The organism is Rhodoferax sp. ZS1R8 (genome assembly GCF_056521325.1).
This window is the reverse complement of the sequence record NZ_JBWMBA010000002.1, coordinates 650,521-667,598: the sequence shown is the minus strand read 5'-3', so window position 1 is coordinate 667,598 and position 17,078 is coordinate 650,521. Positions and strand designations below refer to the sequence as shown.

Here is a 17,078-nt window from a genome sequence, read left to right as displayed (position 1 = left end):
TGAAAGGAACAAGCAAGATATTGGAGAGCGGTTAGAGCCAGCTGCAGGCGCCCTCTTCGGCCGTCAGCGCATTGCGGCGCATGCCGGCAAACAGTTCACGGCCCATGCCGATGCCGTTGGCCGTGCGCAGAGCCTCTGGCATTGCGGCCAGCGGGCGGGCGTCCCACTCGGCGGCATCTACCAGCACCTCCAGCGTGCCGGTTGTGGCATCCAAGCGTATGCGGTCACCGTCCCGCACCTTGGCCAAGGGGCCACCGGCCGCCGCTTCGGGCGACACGTGGATGGCAGACGGCACCTTTCCTGATGCGCCACTCATGCGGCCATCGGTCACCAGCGCCACCTTGAAGCCCTTGCCCTGTAACACTGCCAACGGCGGCGTGAGCTTGTGCAGCTCGGGCATGCCGTTGGCCCGCGGGCCTTGCCAGCGGACGACACAAATCAGATCCTGGTTCAGCTCGTCTGCATGGAAGGCTTGGTGCAGCGCGTCTTGCGAATCAAACACGCGGCACGGTGCCTCAATGACGTGGCGGTCCTGTGGCACGGCGGACACCTTGATGACGCTACGCCCCAAGTTGCCCAACAACAGCTTGAGGCCACCGCTGGCGCTGAAAGGCGCAGTGGCCGGGCGCACCACGGTATCGTCCTTGCTTGCGCCCGGGTCCGCCCACTGCAACGCGCCATCGGCACCCGCGCTGGGGATGCCGGTGTACTCGCGCAAGCCTCCGGAGCGCACGGTCAATACATCGGCATGCAGGTAGCCCGCATCCAGCAATTCGCGGATCACATAGCCGGGGCCACCGGCCGCCTGGAACTGGTTCACATCGGCGCTGCCATTGGGGTAGACGCGGGTGAGCAAAGGCACGACGTCTGACAGGTCCGAGAAATCATTCCAGTCGATGGCAATGCCGGCCGAGCGGGCCACGGCCACCCAGTGGATCAGGTGGTTGGTGGAGCCACCGGTGGCCAGCAGCGCCACCATGGCATTGACGATGCAGCGCTCATCCACCAGCTTGCCGATGGGCGGGCACTTCGCCCCCACGCTTGTCGCTGCGCGTACTGCGCTGCCCCCCGAGAGGGCACTTGCGTCTTGGGGCGGCTCGGCGACGCGCGACGCTTGCTTTCCGAGCACGGTGCGCACCGCCTCACGCGTCAACTCCTGGCGGACATCGGCACCGGGGTTGATGAAGGCAGTGCCGGGCACATGCAGGCCCATGGCCTCGAGCAGCATCTGGTTGCTGTTGGCCGTACCGTAGAAGGTGCAGGTGCCCATGCTGTGGTAGGCGGCGGACTCGGCCTCCAACAATTCGGCGCGGCCCACCAGGCCCTGGGCGGCTTTCTCGCGCACCTTGGCCTTGTCATTGTTGGACAGGCCCGATGTCATGGGGCCAGCCGGAACAAACACGGTAGGCAAATGGCCGAAATGCAGCGCGCCAATCAACAGGCCAGGCACGATTTTGTCGCACACGCCCAGCATCAGCGTGCAGTCAAACACGTCGTGGCTCAGCGAGATCGCGGTAGCCATGGCGATGGTGTCGCGGCTGAACAGGCTCAGCTCCATACCGGCCGTGCCCTGGGTCACGCCGTCGCACATGGCCGGCACGCCGCCAGCGACCTGGGCGGTAGCACCGTGCTTGCGGGCTTCTTCTTTGATGAGGTCGGGGTAATGCTGAAACGGGGCGTGCGCCGACAGCATGTCGTTGTATGCATTGACGATGCCAATATTGGGACCCTTCTCGGCCACGATACGGAATTTGTCGATGCCGGTTACACGGGCCTTGTCAGGATCTGGCATGGCCGCAAAGGCGTGCGCCACATTGGCGCAGCCCATGCGCTCCGCGCCCGGCTTGCGATTGGCCGCCACATCCAGCTGCTCCAGGTAGGCGCTGCGCGTGGGCGCGCTGCGTGCACGGATACGCTCGGTAACGGCTAGAACAACAGGGTGAATGGCAACGGTATTTGGCATAGCGTGATGTAACAATATTACAAACTGGATGGTAACTTGGTTACTTTCCTTTGGCACTGACTTTAGTTACCAGCGTAGAACAAGTTTGTGTGCCACCGAACAAGCCGTGCTTTGTGCGCTTGCAACATTTGGTGGCATTTGCGTGAGGGATGTTGCAATAAATAGAGGGCTTGCACCGGGCTATAGGACTAGTATCAATTTCTCAATTTTTTGAAGGAAACCTGATGTCGATGCAACCTCCTTTTTTTGGTAAACGCCCCGAGACTCCGGCCAACAACAGCAACAGCGGCAACACCATCGGCAGCGCCCGCACGAACGGTATGTCGGGCTTGCAATCAAGCAACGCCACTGGCACTGCGCAGTCCCAGGCTGCGGCAGCTCACACCGAACCCGCCAATGTCGCACCCATCGCAGCCGCTATCCCCGTATCTGGCGCGCCCACCAAGGAAGGTGGCAGCAAGCTTACCGTCGGCCCCAACATCAAACTCAAAGGCGTAGAGATCACCGACTGCGACACATTGGTGGTTGAGGGCACGGTTGAGGCAACAATGGATTCACGTGTCATGCACATTACCGAGATTGGCGCCTTCAAGGGTTCCGCCGACATCGACTATGCCGAGATCCATGGCGAGTTCAATGGCGACCTGACCGTGCGCCAGAAGCTGGTGATCTACGCCACCGGCCGCGTGACCGGCAAGATCCGCTATGGCAAGGTCGTAATCCAGGAAGGCGGCCAGCTGATGGGCGACATCCAATTCGGCGCTGCCAATGACTCCAAGGTCGTACCCGTCAAAAGCGGTCTGATGGCCGCCGTGTAGACCGCAGGAGTCTAAGGGGCTATAAGGGCGCTTTTATACTGCGCCCCATGACCTCTATTGCCGATCTCCGCAAAAGCTACGAACGTGCCGAACTTGATGAATCGGCCTCGCAGGCCGATCCCCTTCAGCAATTTGACCAATGGCTCAAAGAAGCCATTGCCGCCGAGGTGCCCGAACCCAACGCGATGACGCTGGCCACCGTGGCCAGCAACCTGCGGCCGTCCACCCGCATTGTGCTGATCAAGGGCTACGACGCGCAGGGCATTACTTGGTTCACCAACTACGACAGCCGCAAGGGCCACGAGTTGGCGGGCAACCCGTTTGCCGCTTTGCAGTTCCACTGGGTGGAGCTGGAGCGTGTCGTGCGCATTGAAGGCGTCGTAGAAAAAATCAGTGCCGAAGAGAGCGATGCTTACTTTAAAACCCGGCCGCTGGATTCGCGCATCGGCGCATGGGCATCACCGCAGAGCGAGGTCATATCCGGCCGCGGTGTGCTGGTGGCCAATGCGGCTAAATACGCTGCGCAGTTTCTGCTGCAACCCCCACGGCCACCGCACTGGGGCGGGTACCGGTTGAAGCCGGACAGCTGGCAATTTTGGCAGGGGCGCAAGAGTCGGCTGCACGACCGGTTGCGGTATACGCTGGTGTCTGGCGGCGCGTGGCAACGTGAGCGGTTGGCGCCCTAGCAGCGACGCGCTATGTAATGAAGCGCATCCAGAGCACCAGCGCCGGCTGCCCAGTAGGACAACTCCCACACGAGATTCAGGCTTTGGCCGATAGTGCAACTCATCCTTTGAAGGAAACATAGAGGCATCGAAACACCTTTTTGGAGAATCTCATGGGCACTACTCACCACAGCGCTTCCGTCCAACAGCAGCACAAATGTGCAGTATCTGGCGGTGCATTCGATGACGCGCAATTCGACGCCTTGCAAACATTTCGCAACGCAGATGCAAGCCAGGCAATGGTGGCCGGCGCCCCGATGACTCCCGTACAAACTGTCCCAGCGGCGACGGTTTTTGCAGGGATGACCGCGAAGCTGACTACTTGGCGTTTGGCGGAAGATTCCTGGCGTACAGACGACGAGTGAATCCAACCAAAAAAGGGCTCTACTTCACCACCGTCGCGTCATTGATGCGGTAGTAGAGTCCGTACGGGTCGTCCTTCAACACCGCAAACTGCCCCTCAACGACCACTGGCTCCAGCGAATATTTGATCGGCGTCTTGGTCTTGACCTCAACCATGCTCTCGGGGCCGCCCGGTACGCAGAACGAACAGGTCAAGGGCACGGAGCTCAGCAGAAAATGCTTTTGCTTTTCGCCCGGCTCCAGTGGCATCATGAAGCCCTGTATGCGCTGGCTCTTTTGGTTCAGCGCCAGCACCGGGGCCGGGAACACCGGCAGCATGCGGTTCTTGTCCACCTTGGTTTTGACATCGGTCAGTACCGACCAGGCCAGCACGTCAGCGCGCTCTTGCAGCGGTGCAAACGGGCTGTTGGGGCTGTGCACGCCGGCGCCGGTGCCTGCGGGTATGCCCAGCGCGCTGGGACCGGCGTTGGGGGATGCCTGCTGCGCGTGCGCAGCCACTGACACCAGCGCAGCAAAGGGCGCTGCCACTGCTATGCAAACCGTAGCAGCATAACCAATAAGTACGGGGGCTAGAGGCCTATTATTCATAAACATTTTTTCTGAAACGGTATCCGTGTGACTTAACGGGCCTGCAGAAGTTCCAGCACGCTGACACGGTAGGCGCCCCATGCGGGCAGCAGCGCCGCCCCCAAGGATACGCCCAGCGCCAGCGCAGGTACGACGGCCAGCGCGGCTGGCCACACCATGCCGCCGATCAGCAAGCTACCGCCCAGCTGCAGAAACCAGGCCAGCGCGGCCGCAAAGCCCTGGCCCAGCAGCAGACCGAGCACCGCCGCCAGCAGGCCCAGCCACAACGCCTCGCACAGCAGCAGCGCCGCAATCTTGCCCGGTGGCGCGCCCAGCATGCGCAGTAACGCCAAATCACCCCTGCGTTCGCGCACGGCACTCCACAGCGCGATGAAGACACTCAAGGCCGCGGTGAGCAGCAGCACGCCGGCAAAAGCGCGCAGTACGTCGGTGCCCAGGCCCAGCATGTGCAGCAGGCGGGTCACTTCCACCGCCGGCGCTGCGGCCTGCAGGGCGGTGCTGGTGTTCACAAAGCGCGGAAAGCTGACGGCCGCCAGCGGCGTCTTGTAGCGCACCAGGGCCATCGTGACTTCGCGCTGGGCGTCGTGTTCCGGCCCACCATGGGCCGCGTCGCCATGGTCCTCGTCCGCATCCGCATCGCCATGCACCTGCCACACCGAAGCGAGGCCGGTCAGCACCAACCGATCGATCACGCTGCCGCTGGGTGCCAGGATGCCAACCACGGTGTAGTGGCTTTCGCCATGCGCGTGGCCACCCGCGCCCAGGCCATGTGTGCCGTCGAAGTGGCTGCCCAGCGTGGCGCCCAGTTGGGCGGCGGCCGTGGCGCCCAGCACCACCTGCAGCGGCTTGTCCCACAGCGCGCCCTGGGCCAGCTTGGCCTGGTACAGGTTCAGGTAATCATGCGAGGTGCCGACAATGCGAAAGCCCTGCACGGTATCCCCCAGGCTGATGGGGATGACGCTGGCCACCAGCGGGTGCTGGCGCAGCGCCTGCACGGCCTGCAGCGGCACATTGCCCGGGGGCACGTCCACATGCAGCACCCCGCTCAGAATCAGCTGCATCGGGCTGCCCTTGGCGCCCACCACCACGTCGATGCCCGCCAGGTCTCGTTCAAACGCCTGGCTGATCTGGTGACCCACGAGCAGCAGGAAGCTGATGGACGCCAGCCCCAGGCTCAGCAGCAACACATTCAATGCCGCACCCAGCGGGCGGGACCACAGGTAGTGCCAGGAGAGTGCTATTATTTTCATAGCGGCTTACGCGCGTCTCGCGGGGGCTGCAGCCTGATTTGGCATATGATTTCGGGTGGAAGCAGCGCCGCCACCCGTGCGTCGTGCGTGGCGATCACCAGCGTGGCGTTCTGCGCTGTAGCGGTGTCCAGCAGCAGGCCCACGGCGTCGGCCGCGGCCGCATCGTCCAGGCTGGCTGTGGGTTCGTCTGCCAGCAGCACCTGGGGCTGCAGCAGCACGGCGCGCGCCAGCGCCACGCGCTGCGCCTGGCCGCCGGACAGCTGGGCAGGCTTTCGCAGGGACAAGTCCCGCACACCCAAGGTCTGCAGCGCAGCGTGGATGCTTGCAGCATCTTCGGCTCTCCCTGCCGCCCACTGTGCCAACGCCAGGTTTTGGTAGACGCTGAGCGCAGGGCTCAGGTGCAGCCTCTGGGGCAAAAAGCCAACCGTTCTGGCTCGCCACGCATCGGTGGCCACGGATGGCAGCGCATGCAGCGCCTGCCCGGCCACGGTCAGCGTACCCGCGGTCGGCGCCACCAGGCCCGCGACCATAGCCAGCCACGTCGACTTGCCGCAGCCCGACGGGCCGCTGAGCAGCAGCACCGCTCCGTGGGCCACGGCCACGTCCGGAAAAAACAGCTCCGCGCCGCCGCCGGGGTAACGGTATGACAGCTGCGTGGATGCAATCATTGCGCAGCAGCATCCAGCGGCAACTGCACGCCATACTGCCGAATCTCGGGGTCACCGGCCGCCAGCCGGACCATTTTTTCGAATGTGAAGCCCAGCTTTTCCAGCATGCGGGTGGATTCCGCGTTGTCGGGGTTGACGACGGCAATCACGCGCGTCATGGCATGCACTTTGGCAGCGGTGTCGAGAATCCCTCGCACCGCCTCGATGGCAAAGCCCTGCGACCAGTGTTCCGGCAAAAAGGCGTAGCCGATATCCACATCGGCGAAATCGGGCCGCTGGATCAGGCCACACATGCCGATGGCCTCACCCGTGTCCTTGCGCGTGACCCTGTTCAGCCCAAAGCCGTGGATGGCGACGCTGGCCATCGGACCCTTGCGCAGATAGCCCACCGCATCGTCCAGCGTGCGCACGCCCTTGTCGGAAATGTGGCGGATGAAGGACGGCTCGTTGAGCAGACGCAGGATGAAGGCCGCATCGTCCTCGGTGAAATGGCTCAGCTGCAAGCGCTGGGTTTCGCAAATTTGCACAGTGGGGCTCCAGGCTGTCGGGAATTGGGCGCGAGTGGGGACGCCATCGTACCCCGGTAAAATCACAGGCTCCACCGAAATACCCCACCATGACCGACACCGCATCCACACCCATCGCTCAACCGATCCAGCCCGGCCTGCAGTCCCTGTCCAAATCCTTCGAGCCCGTCGCGCTGGAAGCCCATTGGGGACCCGAGTGGGAGAAGCGCGGTTACGGTGTAGCCGGCTACCGCGGCACCCAGGCACCAAAGGCGGGTCAGCCAGCGTTTGCGATCCAGTTGCCGCCACCCAACGTGACTGGCACGCTGCACATGGGCCATGCGTTCAACCAGACCATCATGGACAGCCTGACCCGCTACCACCGCATGCTGGGTGCCAACACGGTGTGGGTGCCCGGCACCGATCACGCCGGTATCGCCACACAAATTGTTGTTGAACGCCAGTTGCAGGACCAGAAGCTCAGCCGCCACGACCTGGGCCGCGAAGCCTTCGTCAAGAAAGTCTGGGAGTGGAAAGAGAAATCGGGCAACACCATCACCAACCAGATGCGCCGCATGGGCGACACAGTGGACTGGAGCCGCGAATACTTCACGATGGACCCCAAACTGTCCAAGACCGTGACCGAAACCTTCGTGCAGTTGTACGAACAAGGCCTGATCTACCGCGGTAAACGCCTGGTGAACTGGGACCCGGTGCTGCAAAGCGCGGTGTCGGACCTGGAGGTGGAGAACGAAGAGCGCAACAGCTTCATGTGGCACATCCTGTACCCGTTCAGCGACGGCCCGCAAACCGCTGCGGACGGCACGCCCCTGCGCGGTATGCACATCGCCACCACCCGCCCAGAGACCATGCTGGCCGACGGTGCGCTGTGCGTGCACCCCGACGACGAGCGCTACAAACACCTGATCGGCAAGATGGTTGACTTGCCGCTGTGCGACCGCAAGATCCCCATCATTGCGGATGATTTCGTGGACAAGGAATTCGGCAGCGGCTGCGTCAAGATCACCGGCGCACATGACTTCAACGACTACGCCTGCTCGCAGCGCCACGGCCTGCCGCTGATCACCATCTTCACACTCGACGCCAAGATCAACGAGAACGGCCCGGCCGCCTACCGCGGCCTGGACCGTTATGACTGCCGCAACGCCGTGTTGAAGGACCTGGAAGCACAAGGCTTCCTCGAAAAAGCCGTGCCGCACAAGAACATGGTCCCCGTCTGCGCCCGCACCGGCCAGGTGGTCGAACCCATGCTGACCGATCAATGGTTTGTGGCCGTCAACAAGGTCGGCGAAGGCGACGCCACCGGCAAGTCCATCGCACAGAAAGCCATAGACGCAGTCCACAGCGGTGACGTCAAGTTTGTGCCCGAGAACTGGATCAACACGTACAACCAGTGGATGAACAACATCCAGGACTGGTGCATCAGCCGCCAACTGTGGTGGGGCCACCAGATCCCGGCCTGGTATGACCAAGAGGGCAATGTCTGGGTTGCACGTAACGAATGCGAAGCGAAGCAAAACTGGTTGCGCGAAACCGAGAACAGCCTGCTTTCCGCGCGCAATCTCGACCAAACATCCGACATCGCACGTTTGCAAAATCTGTTGGCGGTAGGCCCGCAACTGCGCCGCGATGAAGACGTGCTGGACACATGGTATTCATCCGCACTTGTCCCGTTTTCGACAATGGGCTGGCCGCATATTGCCCCCACGCTCCCCGCTACGCGTGGTTCGCTGCCCCCCGAGGGGGCTCTCGCGCCTAAGGGCGGCCTGTCGGCGCTCGGCTCCGACGCAGCTGGCGAACGTGCCGGTGTCGGCCGCAGCGACTTGGCAAGCGAAGCGCCTCTGAGCAAGGCCGATACCGGCACGGTCGCCAGCGGGGCCAGCTCACAAAGCCTCGATGACTTCGACCTTTACCTCCCCTCAAGCGTCCTGGTAACAGGCTACGACATTATCTTCTTCTGGGTAGCAAGAATGATCATGATGACCACCCACTTCACGGGCAAAGTGCCGTTCAAACACGTCTACATCCACGGCCTGGTCAAAGACGCCCAAGGCAAGAAGATGAGCAAGTCCGAAGGCAACGTGCTCGACCCAGTCGACTTGATCGACGGCATCGAACTAGCTCCCCTGCTCGCCAAACGGTCGGAGGGCCTGCGTAAACCCGAAACCGCCCCCCAAGTCCGCAAGAACACCGAAAAAGAATTCCCCGAAGGCATCCCCGCCTACGGCGCTGACGCCCTGCGCTTCACCTTCGCTGCGCTCGCATCGCTAGGCCGGTCCATCAACTTCGACAGCAAACGCTGCGAGGGCTACCGCAACTTCTGCAACAAACTATGGAACGCCACCCGCTTTGTGCTGATGAACTGCGAAGGCCAAGACTGCGGCCTGCTGGAACACACCAAGGAGCAATGCGCTGTCGGTGGCGAGGCCCACGGCTACCTCGACTTCAGCCCCGCAGACCGCTGGATCGTCTCCATGCTGCAAAAGGCCGAAGCCAACGTGGCCCAAGGCTTTGCCGACTACCGCCTGGACAACGTAGCCAACACCATCTACGACTTTGCGTGGAACGAGTTCTGCGACTGGTATTTAGAAATCGCCAAGGTGCAAATCCAGACCGGCACACCGTCCCAACAGCGTGCAACCCGCCGCACATTGATCCGCACGCTGGAAACTCTGTTGCGCCTCGCCCACCCCATCACACCCTTCATCACCGAAGAACTGTGGCAAAAAGTAGCGCCCGTCGCGGGCCGCCAAGGTCCTTCCATCGCCATTGCGGCCTACCCTATCAGCCAGCCGGAGCGCATTGATGAGGCGTCCATTGCCCACGTCGCAAAGCTAAAGCAACTGGTGGACGCCTGCCGCAACCTGCGCGGTGAGATGAATGTTTCGCCCTCTACCAAGCTGCCACTGTTTGTATTGGCGCAGACGCGAGCCGAAAGCGCATTCCTGAAGGCATCAGCACCCGTGCTGCAAGCTTTGTCCAAGCTCAATGAAGTCCGCCTTTTCGACGACGAAGCCGCATGGCAAGCCGCAGCCCAGGCCGCGCCCGTGGCCGTGGTCGGCGAGGCGCGGATCTGCCTGCACATGGAAATTGACGTGGCCGCCGAGAAACTGCGCCTGAGCAAAGAAGTAGCCCGCCTGGAAGAGCAAATCAGCAAAGCCCAAGTCAAGCTCAGCAACGAAGCCTTTGTAGCCAAGGCCCCTGCTGCCGTGCTGGAACAAGAGCGCAAACGCGTGGCCGACTTTGCCGACACGCTGACCAAAATGCGCGAGCAGTTGTCACGCCTGGTCTAAGCTGAGGCGTTTCACCGCCAACCGGTCCAGCAATAGACCGGGGGCGGGTACCAAAGCGAGGTAAAGGAGGAGACCGAAGGGCGGGGGACACGAGCGGCGGTACCCGCCCACGGTCTATTGCGTGCGAACGCTACAAGTTCGACTTATCGCCGACGCAACACATGCACAAACTCGTTGTTGATCGTCTCCTGTCCCACCAGCTCATTCCCCGTCTGCCGGGCAAAGGCCTGGAAGTCGCGGATGGAACCCTGGTCGGTGGAAACCACCTTCAGCGTCTGCCCCGTGGACATGTCGGACAAGGCCTTCTTGGCCTTCAAGATGGGCAACGGACAGTTCAGGCCGCGGGTATCGATTTCTTTGTCGGCTTGCATGGTGTTTGATCAGTCTCGCTTGGGAAATTCTATGAAGGTTGGCGTGTGCCCTTGTGCGGTCAGCCAGTCCGCCAGAGCATAGCCGGTGCCCGCAGGCCAGCACTTGACATCCTGCGGCGCATACAGCCGGTAGTCGACCAGTTCGGGCGACAAGCGCACCTCACCCTGGCACACCGCATGGTAGGCAATGATGATCTGGTTCATGCGCTGGAAATCGTAGACGCCAATCAAGTCCAGCGAGTCGGTGGTCAGATTCGTCTCTTCTGCAATCTCGCGTGCGATGCCCTCTTTGGGTGTCTCCCCGGCTTCCATGAAACCGGTAATCAGCGCATACATCTTGCCCGGCCAAGCCGCATTGCGGGCCAACAAAATCTGCCCGTTGTATTCAACGACCGCAGCCAGTACAGGTACCGGGTTGTTCCAGTGCGTGTAGTCGCAGGCCGGGCAGCGCAGCCGCGTCTTGTCACCGCCGTCTTCCGCCCGCGCAATCAAAGCCAGCTCCGTGGCGCATTGCGGGCAGAACTTGAAAGATGCAGGTGCCGTCATGCGGGAAACACTCCGGTCGACAGGTAGCGGTCGCCGCGATCGCAGACGATGAACACAACCGTCGCGTTCTTCTCGCGCTTCGCGATTTCCTGCGCAACCCAGCAGGCACCCGCTGCGGAAATGCCGGCAAAAATGCCCTCTTCGCGCGCCAGGCGGCGGCACATATCCTCAGCATCGGATTGGCTCACATACACCAACTCGTCCACATTCGCCGGGTCATAAATCTTGGGCAAATATTCTTGCGGCCATTTGCGTATGCCGGGAATGCGCGAACCCTCAGACGGCTGCGCACCGACGATGCGAACGGCCGGATTTTTCTCTTTCAGGAACCGCGACACACCAGTGATGGTGCCGGTAGTCCCCATGGCACTGACGAAATGGGTGATGTGCCCCGCGGTCTGCTCCCATATTTCGGGCCCAGTGGTCTCGTAGTGGATGCGCGGGTTGTCGGCATTGGCGAACTGGTCCAGCACCAGGCCCTTGCCGTCGCGCTGCATTTGCTCGGCCAGGTCCCGTGCGTACTCCATGCCGCCGCTCTTGGGCGTCAGGATCAGTTCGGCGCCAAAGGCCTTCATGGTTTGCACACGCTCAATGGACAGGTCTTCGGGCATGATCAGAACCATGCGGTAGCCCTTGATGGCAGCCGCCATGGCCAGTGCAATACCGGTGTTGCCAGAGGTAGCCTCAATCAAGGTATCGCCGGGCTTGATGTCGCCGCGCTCCTGGGCGCGCTGGATCATGGACAGGGCCGGTCTGTCCTTGACCGAGCCTGCGGGGTTATTGCCCTCCAGCTTGCCCAAAACCACATTGTTATGGGCAGTGTTGTGGTCAACGCCGATGCGTTGCAAGGCGACCAACGGGGTTTTACCGATCGCATCTTCAATAGTTGGGTATTTCATGCCCTTAAATGTGCCATAATTTAGGTCTTGGTTTTAGCGTCGCCCGGGTGGTGGAATTGGTAGACGCACGGGACTCAAAATCCCGCGCCGCAAGGCGTGCCGGTTCGATTCCGGCCCCGGGCACCATAGCATGCACGCTATGGTCTAGCTAGCAGTGGTTTTCTACCACACTGCACTTCCCTCTTGAAATTTCGATACCGCGCCCACGGCACAGCCTATGCCATGGACGTGTAGCACTCAGTTCGTCTTCAGAAACCGTGCCAGTTGCTTGCCGGACTCGTCCGACAACACCAACTGGTCGCGCTCCATACGGACCTTGCGTGTCAATTCCAGCGCCTTGAAGAACAGGTCTTCCTGCGAGCCGGGCATGCTCAAACAAGCCCTGCCGGTGGATGCCAGCGGGCCCAACACGAGGCTGCCGGGGCTGGCGGAGACCGATGGTCCGGTGAAGCCATTGCAGCCGCCGGTACCGGACACTTTGTCGGCGCTAAGCCAACGCAGCTTGGGTTTAGGGTTTGTCACCTCGGCCTTGCCGTCGATAGCGAAAGCCGCCCATTCTGTTCCGGCCAAAACCAATGTCGAGGGCGCCGCAGGTACCGATGGTGCCGCCACGGGTGCGGGCGACGACGCGGGGCCTGTGTTGCGCGGTGCCACGGCACAGCCGCCCAATACGACCGCGACCGACAGGGCGGTGAGCGTCAAACGCAGTTGCGCAAATGCCATGAGTGCTCTCTCCTTCAATCAAAGAACTTGGCGGTGGCCCAGGTGTTGCCTGCCGCATCTTTGGCGGACAGCTTAGGCGCCTCGCCCAGATCGGGCCACTGGATATTCAAAAACGGATCGTTCCACGCGATGCACTGTTCATGCTCGGGCGCGTAGTAGTCGGTGGTCTTGTACAAAAATTCGGCCGTTTCCGACAGCACGACAAAACCGTGGGCGAAGCCCGCCGGCACCCAAAACTGGGCCTTGTTGTCGCCGGACAAATGCGCGCCCACCCACTTGCCAAAGGTAGGCGACGAGCGGCGAATGTCCACCGCCACGTCATACACCTCGCCGGCCACCACACGCACCAGCTTGCCCTGGGATTGTTGAATCTGGTAGTGCAGGCCGCGCAGCACGCCGCGGGCCGAGCGGGAGTGGTTGTCCTGCACGAACTCGGTCTGTACGCCGGTGGCCTCGGAAAACGCGCGTGCGTTGAAGCTCTCGTAAAAGAAGCCCCGGGCATCGCCAAAAACACGTGGCTCGATCAGACACACATCAGGGATTGCAGTGCGTGTGACTTTCATGGGTGCATGCCTTCCTTCAGCAGACCCAGCAGATATTGGCCGTAGCCGTTCTTGGCCAGCGGCTGCGCCAGCTTGTAGAGTTGTGCGTTGTCGATGAATCCGTTGCGCCAACAGATTTCTTCCAAACACGCAATCTTCAGCCCTTGGCGGCGCTCCAGTGTGGCGATGAACTGACCGGCTTCCAGCAGGCTGTCGTGCGTGCCCGTGTCCAGCCAGGCGTAACCGCGCTGCATGATCTGCACGCTCAGCTGGCCCAGATCCAGGTAGGCTTGGTTCACGGCGGTGATTTCCAATTCACCACGGGGGCTTGGCTTGACAGCCTTGGCAATATCCACGACCTGCTTGTCATAAAAGTACAAACCCGTCACCGCGTAATTGCTCTGCGGTTTGACAGGTTTTTCCTCGATGCTGCGGGCCTTGCCTTTTTCGTCGAACGCCACCACACCGTAACGCTCGGGGTCGTGCACGTGGTAGGCAAATACGGTTGCGCCACTCTCCTGCTGGTGCGCATTGCTCAGCAGGATTTGCAGGTCGTGGCCATAGAAGATGTTGTCGCCCAGCACCAGAGCGCTGTCGTTGTTGCCGATGAACTTGTCGCCGATGATGAAGGCCTGTGCCAGACCATCCGGGCTGGGTTGCACGGCGTATTGCAGGTTGACACCCCACTGGCTGCCGTCGCCCAGCAACTGCGTGAAACGCGGTGTGTCCTGCGGCGTGCTGATGATCAGGATGTCTCGGATACCGGCCAGCAGCAGTGTGCTCAGCGGGTAGTAGATCATCGGCTTGTCATACACCGGCAGCAATTGCTTGCTGATGGCCAGTGTGGCCGGGTGCAGGCGGGTGCCGGAGCCTCCCGCCAGGATGATGCCCTTGCGGTTGGATGCTGGGGAGTTAGTTGCGGCCATAGTCAATCTCGTTCAACATGCGGGTAACGCCTGCTTGCCAGTGGGGCAGTTGCAGGCCAAAGGTGGTTTGCAGCTTGGTAGTGTCCAGCCGCGAATTGTGGGGGCGCTTGGCCGGTGTGGGAAAGGCCGAAGTGGGGACGGCGCTTATTTCATTTGCTATTATTTTGATAGCTGGTTGCGCGCTCTGGGCGAGGGCTACCACGTGTTTTGCATATGCATGCCAGGTGGTGATGCCATCAGCGACCAGGTGGTAGATGCCGGCCAGCGACACGTCACCGCCTCCCGCAACCGCCTTGACGTGGCGCAGCGCATGGGCCGTCACATCGGCAATCAGATCAGCACCGGTAGGGGCCCCGAACTGGTCGTCAATGACCTGCAGCGTCTCGCGCTCCTTGGCCAGGCGCAGCATGGTCTTGGCAAAATTGCCGCCACGTGCGGCGTAGACCCAGCTGGTGCGGAAGATCAGATGGCGCGTGCAGCGTGCCACGGCCTGCTCGCCCTCCAGCTTGGTCTGGCCGTAGACGCTCAACGGCCCGGTCGCGTCGCCCTCTTTCCAGGGTTGCTCGCCACTGCCGTCAAACACATAGTCGGTGCTGTAGTGCACCAGCCAGGCGCCCAGCTTTTGCGCTTCATCGGCCAACACGCCTGGCGCTTGCGCATTCAGCAGGCGGGCAAAATCAGGCTCGCTCTCGGCCTTGTCCACAGCCGTGTGGGCAGCGGCATTGACGATGACATCGGGGCGCACCGTGCGCACAGTCTCGGCCAGTGCGTTCAGTTGTGTGAAATCGCCGCTCAGGCCACCGGGATTGGTAGCGCGGTCCAGCCCCATGACCACCAGTTCGCCCAGCGGCGCCAGGCTGCGCTGCAGCTCCCAACCGACCTGGCCGTCGGTACCCAATAGCAGTATCTTCATGCCAGGGCTGCCGTAGGGCCGTATTGCGTTTGCAACCAGTCGCGGTAGCCACCGCTTTGCACGTTGGCCACCCAGTCCTGGTTAGCCAAATACCAGGCCACCGTCTTGGCAATCCCAGTCTCGAAGGATTCGGCCGGCTTCCAGCCCAGTTCGCGCTCGATCTTGCGGGCGTCGATGGCATAGCGGCGGTCGTGGCCGGGGCGGTCGGTGACGAACGCGATTTGCTCTTGGTAGGGCTTGCCGTCAGTGCGGGGCTTCAGGTTGTCGAGCAGGCCGCAGATGGTGCGCACGATGTCCAGGTTGGCCTTTTCGTTCCAACCGCCGACGTTGTAGGTCTCGCCCGGCTTGCCGGCTTCGAGCACGCGGCGGATGGCACTGCAGTGGTCTTTGACATACAACCAGTCGCGGATTTGTTGACCGTCGCCGTACACGGGTAGCGTCTTGCCAGCCAGCGCGTTGACGATAACCAGAGGGATCAGCTTCTCCGGGAAGTGGTAGGGGCCATAGTTGTTGGAGCAGTTGGTCGTCAACACCGGCAGGCCATAGGTGTGGTGCCAGGCGCGCACCAGGTGGTCGCTGGCCGCCTTGCTGGCGCTGTAGGGGCTGTTGGGTTCGTAGGTGTGGGATTCGGTGAAGGCAGGGTCGCCCTTGTGCAGCGAGCCATAGACCTCATCGGTAGACACATGAAGGAAGCGGAAATCGGCCTTGGCGGAAGCGTCCAGCGTGCTCCAGTAGTTGCGCACCGACTCCAGCAGGTGAAAGGTGCCGACGATATTGTTCTGCACAAATTCGCCTGGGCCATGGATGGAGCGGTCCACATGCGATTCCGCGGCAAAGTTGACGATGGCGCGCGGCTGGTGCAAGGCCAGCAGCGCCGGCAGCAGTGTGGCGTCGCCAATATCACCCTTGACGAAGACGTGGCGCGGGTCGTCCTTGAGGCTGTCCAGGTTTTGCAGGTTACCGGCGTAGCTGAGCTTGTCGAGGTTGACGACGGTCTCGTCCGACTGGGCCAACCAGTCCAGCACGTAGTTGGAGCCAATAAATCCGGCGCCGCCGGTCACGAGAATGGTCATGGGGATAGGGTCCGTTCAAATGGAGTCTAGATATTATCTGCCCGGCATTTTCGCATTCAATCGGCGGCGCCCTTTGTAAGCAGGTGTTAGCCCGCGCCAGGGCTGTCTGGGCCGCAAATCACCGACAATTGCGCCTCTTTCGCCGAACGCCCTTCCCATGCCAACCGATGCCGAACCAGCCCTGCCCCGCAGCCTCACGCCCCCGTTGTTCTGGTGGATAGTCGGCGCAGGCGTCGCCCTGGCCCTGCTGCCCACGGCGTGGACCATGCTGGATCTACGGGCCGCCGCGCTGTTCCTGGGGGCTGAAGCCTATACAGGGGTTGCCGCTTGGTGGTGGGTGGAGTTGATCAACCTGTACGTGCCCGCGGTATTCAGGGTTTTCGTGTCCGTTGCGCTGGGCGGTTGGATCTGGGCCAGCATCAGCAGCAAGGGCAAACAGTGGCGGCTGGGCCTGGCCTTCATTGTGCTGGCCGGTGCGCTGGGGCCGGGCCTGGTGGTCAACATCGGCTTCAAGGACAACTGGCAACGCGCCCGCCCCTACCAAGTCCAGCCATTCGGTGGCACACAGCAGTTCACCCGCGCGGCGATGATGACAGACCAGTGCAACAACAACTGCTCCTTCGTGAGTGGCCATGTGGCCTGTGGCTTCTTTGTGGTCTCGCTGATGCTGATCGACCGCAGGCGCCGACATCTCTGGGGTGCACTAGGGGTGGCGGCCGGGTTGACGATAGGTTTTGCACGCATGGCGGACGGCGCGCACTGGTTGAGTGACGTGCTGTGGGCTGGCCCCATCACGCTGGTGACGAGTTGGCTGGTCTGGCGCCTGCTGCTGCGCGTGTACCCCGCCTAGTACCCCCGCGGGTAAGTAATCTGCGTAGAATCTTCTGCAG

General features: G+C 61.9%; 18 protein-coding genes and 1 tRNA gene. 6 read left to right on the top strand and 13 right to left on the bottom strand.

Annotated features, from left to right (window positions below; genetic code table 11):
- Positions 1-31: 31 nt before the first annotated feature.
- On the bottom strand, positions 32-1,963 hold the full coding sequence (locus AC097P_RS09135) for a dihydroxy-acid dehydratase domain-containing protein (protein ID WP_479610078.1): 1,932 nt from the start codon (positions 1,961-1,963) through the stop codon (positions 32-34).
- A gap of 224 nt (positions 1,964-2,187) precedes the next feature.
- Between AC097P_RS09135 and AC097P_RS09130 the strand changes: the two genes are divergently transcribed.
- The 3 genes from AC097P_RS09130 (at position 2,188) to AC097P_RS09120 (ending at position 3,871) form a co-directional block, all read left to right on the top strand.
- On the top strand, positions 2,188-2,781 hold the full coding sequence (locus AC097P_RS09130; RefSeq protein ID WP_479610077.1) for a bactofilin family protein: 594 nt from the start codon (positions 2,188-2,190) through the stop codon (positions 2,779-2,781).
- Between the two features lie 47 nt (positions 2,782-2,828).
- On the top strand, positions 2,829-3,467 hold the full coding sequence (pdxH, locus tag AC097P_RS09125) for a pyridoxamine 5'-phosphate oxidase (RefSeq protein ID WP_479610076.1): 639 nt from the start codon (positions 2,829-2,831) through the stop codon (positions 3,465-3,467).
- Positions 3,468-3,619: 152 nt separating this feature from the next.
- Complete coding sequence (locus tag AC097P_RS09120) at positions 3,620-3,871, top strand: hypothetical protein (RefSeq protein ID WP_479610075.1); 252 nt, start codon at positions 3,620-3,622, stop codon at positions 3,869-3,871.
- 19 nt (positions 3,872-3,890) lie between these two features.
- Here the strand turns inward: AC097P_RS09120 and AC097P_RS09115 are convergent, their stop codons facing one another.
- Genes AC097P_RS09115 through AC097P_RS09100 form a run of 4 tightly spaced genes read right to left on the bottom strand, consistent with a single transcriptional unit; the run spans position 3,891 to position 6,902 of the window.
- Positions 3,891-4,457: a DUF3299 domain-containing protein gene (locus AC097P_RS09115; protein WP_479610074.1), complete on the bottom strand. Its 567-nt coding sequence runs from the start codon at positions 4,455-4,457 to the stop codon at positions 3,891-3,893.
- A 32-nt stretch (positions 4,458-4,489) separates the two neighbouring features.
- On the bottom strand, positions 4,490-5,707 hold the full coding sequence (locus AC097P_RS09110; RefSeq protein ID WP_479610073.1) for an ABC transporter permease: 1,218 nt from the start codon (positions 5,705-5,707) through the stop codon (positions 4,490-4,492).
- Entirely contained in the window at positions 5,704-6,375 is a 672-nt protein-coding gene (locus tag AC097P_RS09105; RefSeq protein WP_479610072.1) for an ABC transporter ATP-binding protein, read from the bottom strand. The genes AC097P_RS09110 and AC097P_RS09105 overlap by 4 nt, the downstream gene beginning before the upstream one ends.
- Entirely contained in the window at positions 6,372-6,902 is a 531-nt protein-coding gene (locus AC097P_RS09100) for a GNAT family N-acetyltransferase (RefSeq protein ID WP_479610071.1), read from the bottom strand. The genes AC097P_RS09105 and AC097P_RS09100 overlap by 4 nt, the downstream gene beginning before the upstream one ends.
- Before the next feature lie 89 nt (positions 6,903-6,991).
- Here AC097P_RS09100 and AC097P_RS09095 point away from each other — a divergent pair, with 89 nt between their 5' ends.
- Positions 6,992-10,195, top strand: coding sequence for a valine--tRNA ligase (locus tag AC097P_RS09095; protein WP_479610070.1), 3,204 nt, complete (start codon positions 6,992-6,994; stop codon positions 10,193-10,195).
- 143 nt (positions 10,196-10,338) lie between these two features.
- Here AC097P_RS09095 and AC097P_RS09090 read toward each other — a convergent pair whose 3' ends face one another.
- Genes AC097P_RS09090 through cysM form a run of 3 tightly spaced genes read right to left on the bottom strand, consistent with a single transcriptional unit; the run spans position 10,339 to position 12,011 of the window.
- Complete coding sequence (locus tag AC097P_RS09090) at positions 10,339-10,566, bottom strand: sulfurtransferase TusA family protein (protein WP_479610069.1); 228 nt, start codon at positions 10,564-10,566, stop codon at positions 10,339-10,341.
- A 9-nt stretch (positions 10,567-10,575) separates the two neighbouring features.
- Positions 10,576-11,112 (bottom strand): NUDIX domain-containing protein, encoded by a 537-nt coding sequence (locus AC097P_RS09085; RefSeq protein ID WP_479610068.1) that lies wholly within the window; start codon positions 11,110-11,112, stop codon positions 10,576-10,578.
- Complete coding sequence (cysM, locus tag AC097P_RS09080; protein ID WP_479610067.1) at positions 11,109-12,011, bottom strand: cysteine synthase CysM; 903 nt, start codon at positions 12,009-12,011, stop codon at positions 11,109-11,111. Before cysM ends, AC097P_RS09085 begins: the two co-directional genes overlap by 4 nt.
- A 41-nt stretch (positions 12,012-12,052) precedes the next feature.
- On the opposite strand from cysM, the gene AC097P_RS09075 reads away from it, so the two are divergent.
- A tRNA-Leu gene (locus tag AC097P_RS09075) sits at positions 12,053-12,137 on the top strand.
- A gap of 111 nt (positions 12,138-12,248) precedes the next feature.
- On the opposite strand, the gene AC097P_RS09070 is transcribed toward AC097P_RS09075, so the two are convergent.
- The 5 genes from AC097P_RS09070 to rfbB are packed head-to-tail and all read right to left on the bottom strand — an operon-like array spanning position 12,249 to position 16,188.
- Positions 12,249-12,734 (bottom strand): META domain-containing protein, encoded by a 486-nt coding sequence (locus tag AC097P_RS09070; protein ID WP_479610066.1) that lies wholly within the window; start codon positions 12,732-12,734, stop codon positions 12,249-12,251.
- Between the two features lie 14 nt (positions 12,735-12,748).
- On the bottom strand, positions 12,749-13,297 hold the full coding sequence (gene rfbC, locus AC097P_RS09065) for a dTDP-4-dehydrorhamnose 3,5-epimerase (protein ID WP_479610065.1): 549 nt from the start codon (positions 13,295-13,297) through the stop codon (positions 12,749-12,751).
- The gene (gene rfbA / locus AC097P_RS09060) at positions 13,294-14,202 is read right to left on the bottom strand and encodes a glucose-1-phosphate thymidylyltransferase RfbA (protein ID WP_479610064.1); all 909 of its coding nucleotides are present in this window, start codon (positions 14,200-14,202) and stop codon (positions 13,294-13,296) included. Before rfbA ends, rfbC begins: the two co-directional genes overlap by 4 nt.
- Positions 14,189-15,115, bottom strand: coding sequence for a dTDP-4-dehydrorhamnose reductase (gene rfbD / locus AC097P_RS09055; protein WP_479610063.1), 927 nt, complete (start codon positions 15,113-15,115; stop codon positions 14,189-14,191). Before rfbD ends, rfbA begins: the two co-directional genes overlap by 14 nt.
- Positions 15,112-16,188, bottom strand: a complete 1,077-nt coding sequence (gene rfbB, locus AC097P_RS09050) for a dTDP-glucose 4,6-dehydratase (protein ID WP_479610062.1) — start codon at positions 16,186-16,188, stop codon at positions 15,112-15,114. The genes rfbD and rfbB overlap by 4 nt, the downstream gene beginning before the upstream one ends.
- 157 nt (positions 16,189-16,345) lie before the next feature.
- Between rfbB and AC097P_RS09045 the strand changes: the two genes are divergently transcribed.
- The gene (locus AC097P_RS09045) at positions 16,346-17,038 is read left to right on the top strand and encodes a phosphatase PAP2 family protein (protein WP_479610061.1); all 693 of its coding nucleotides are present in this window, start codon (positions 16,346-16,348) and stop codon (positions 17,036-17,038) included.
- The last annotated feature ends 40 nt before the right edge of the window (positions 17,039-17,078 follow it).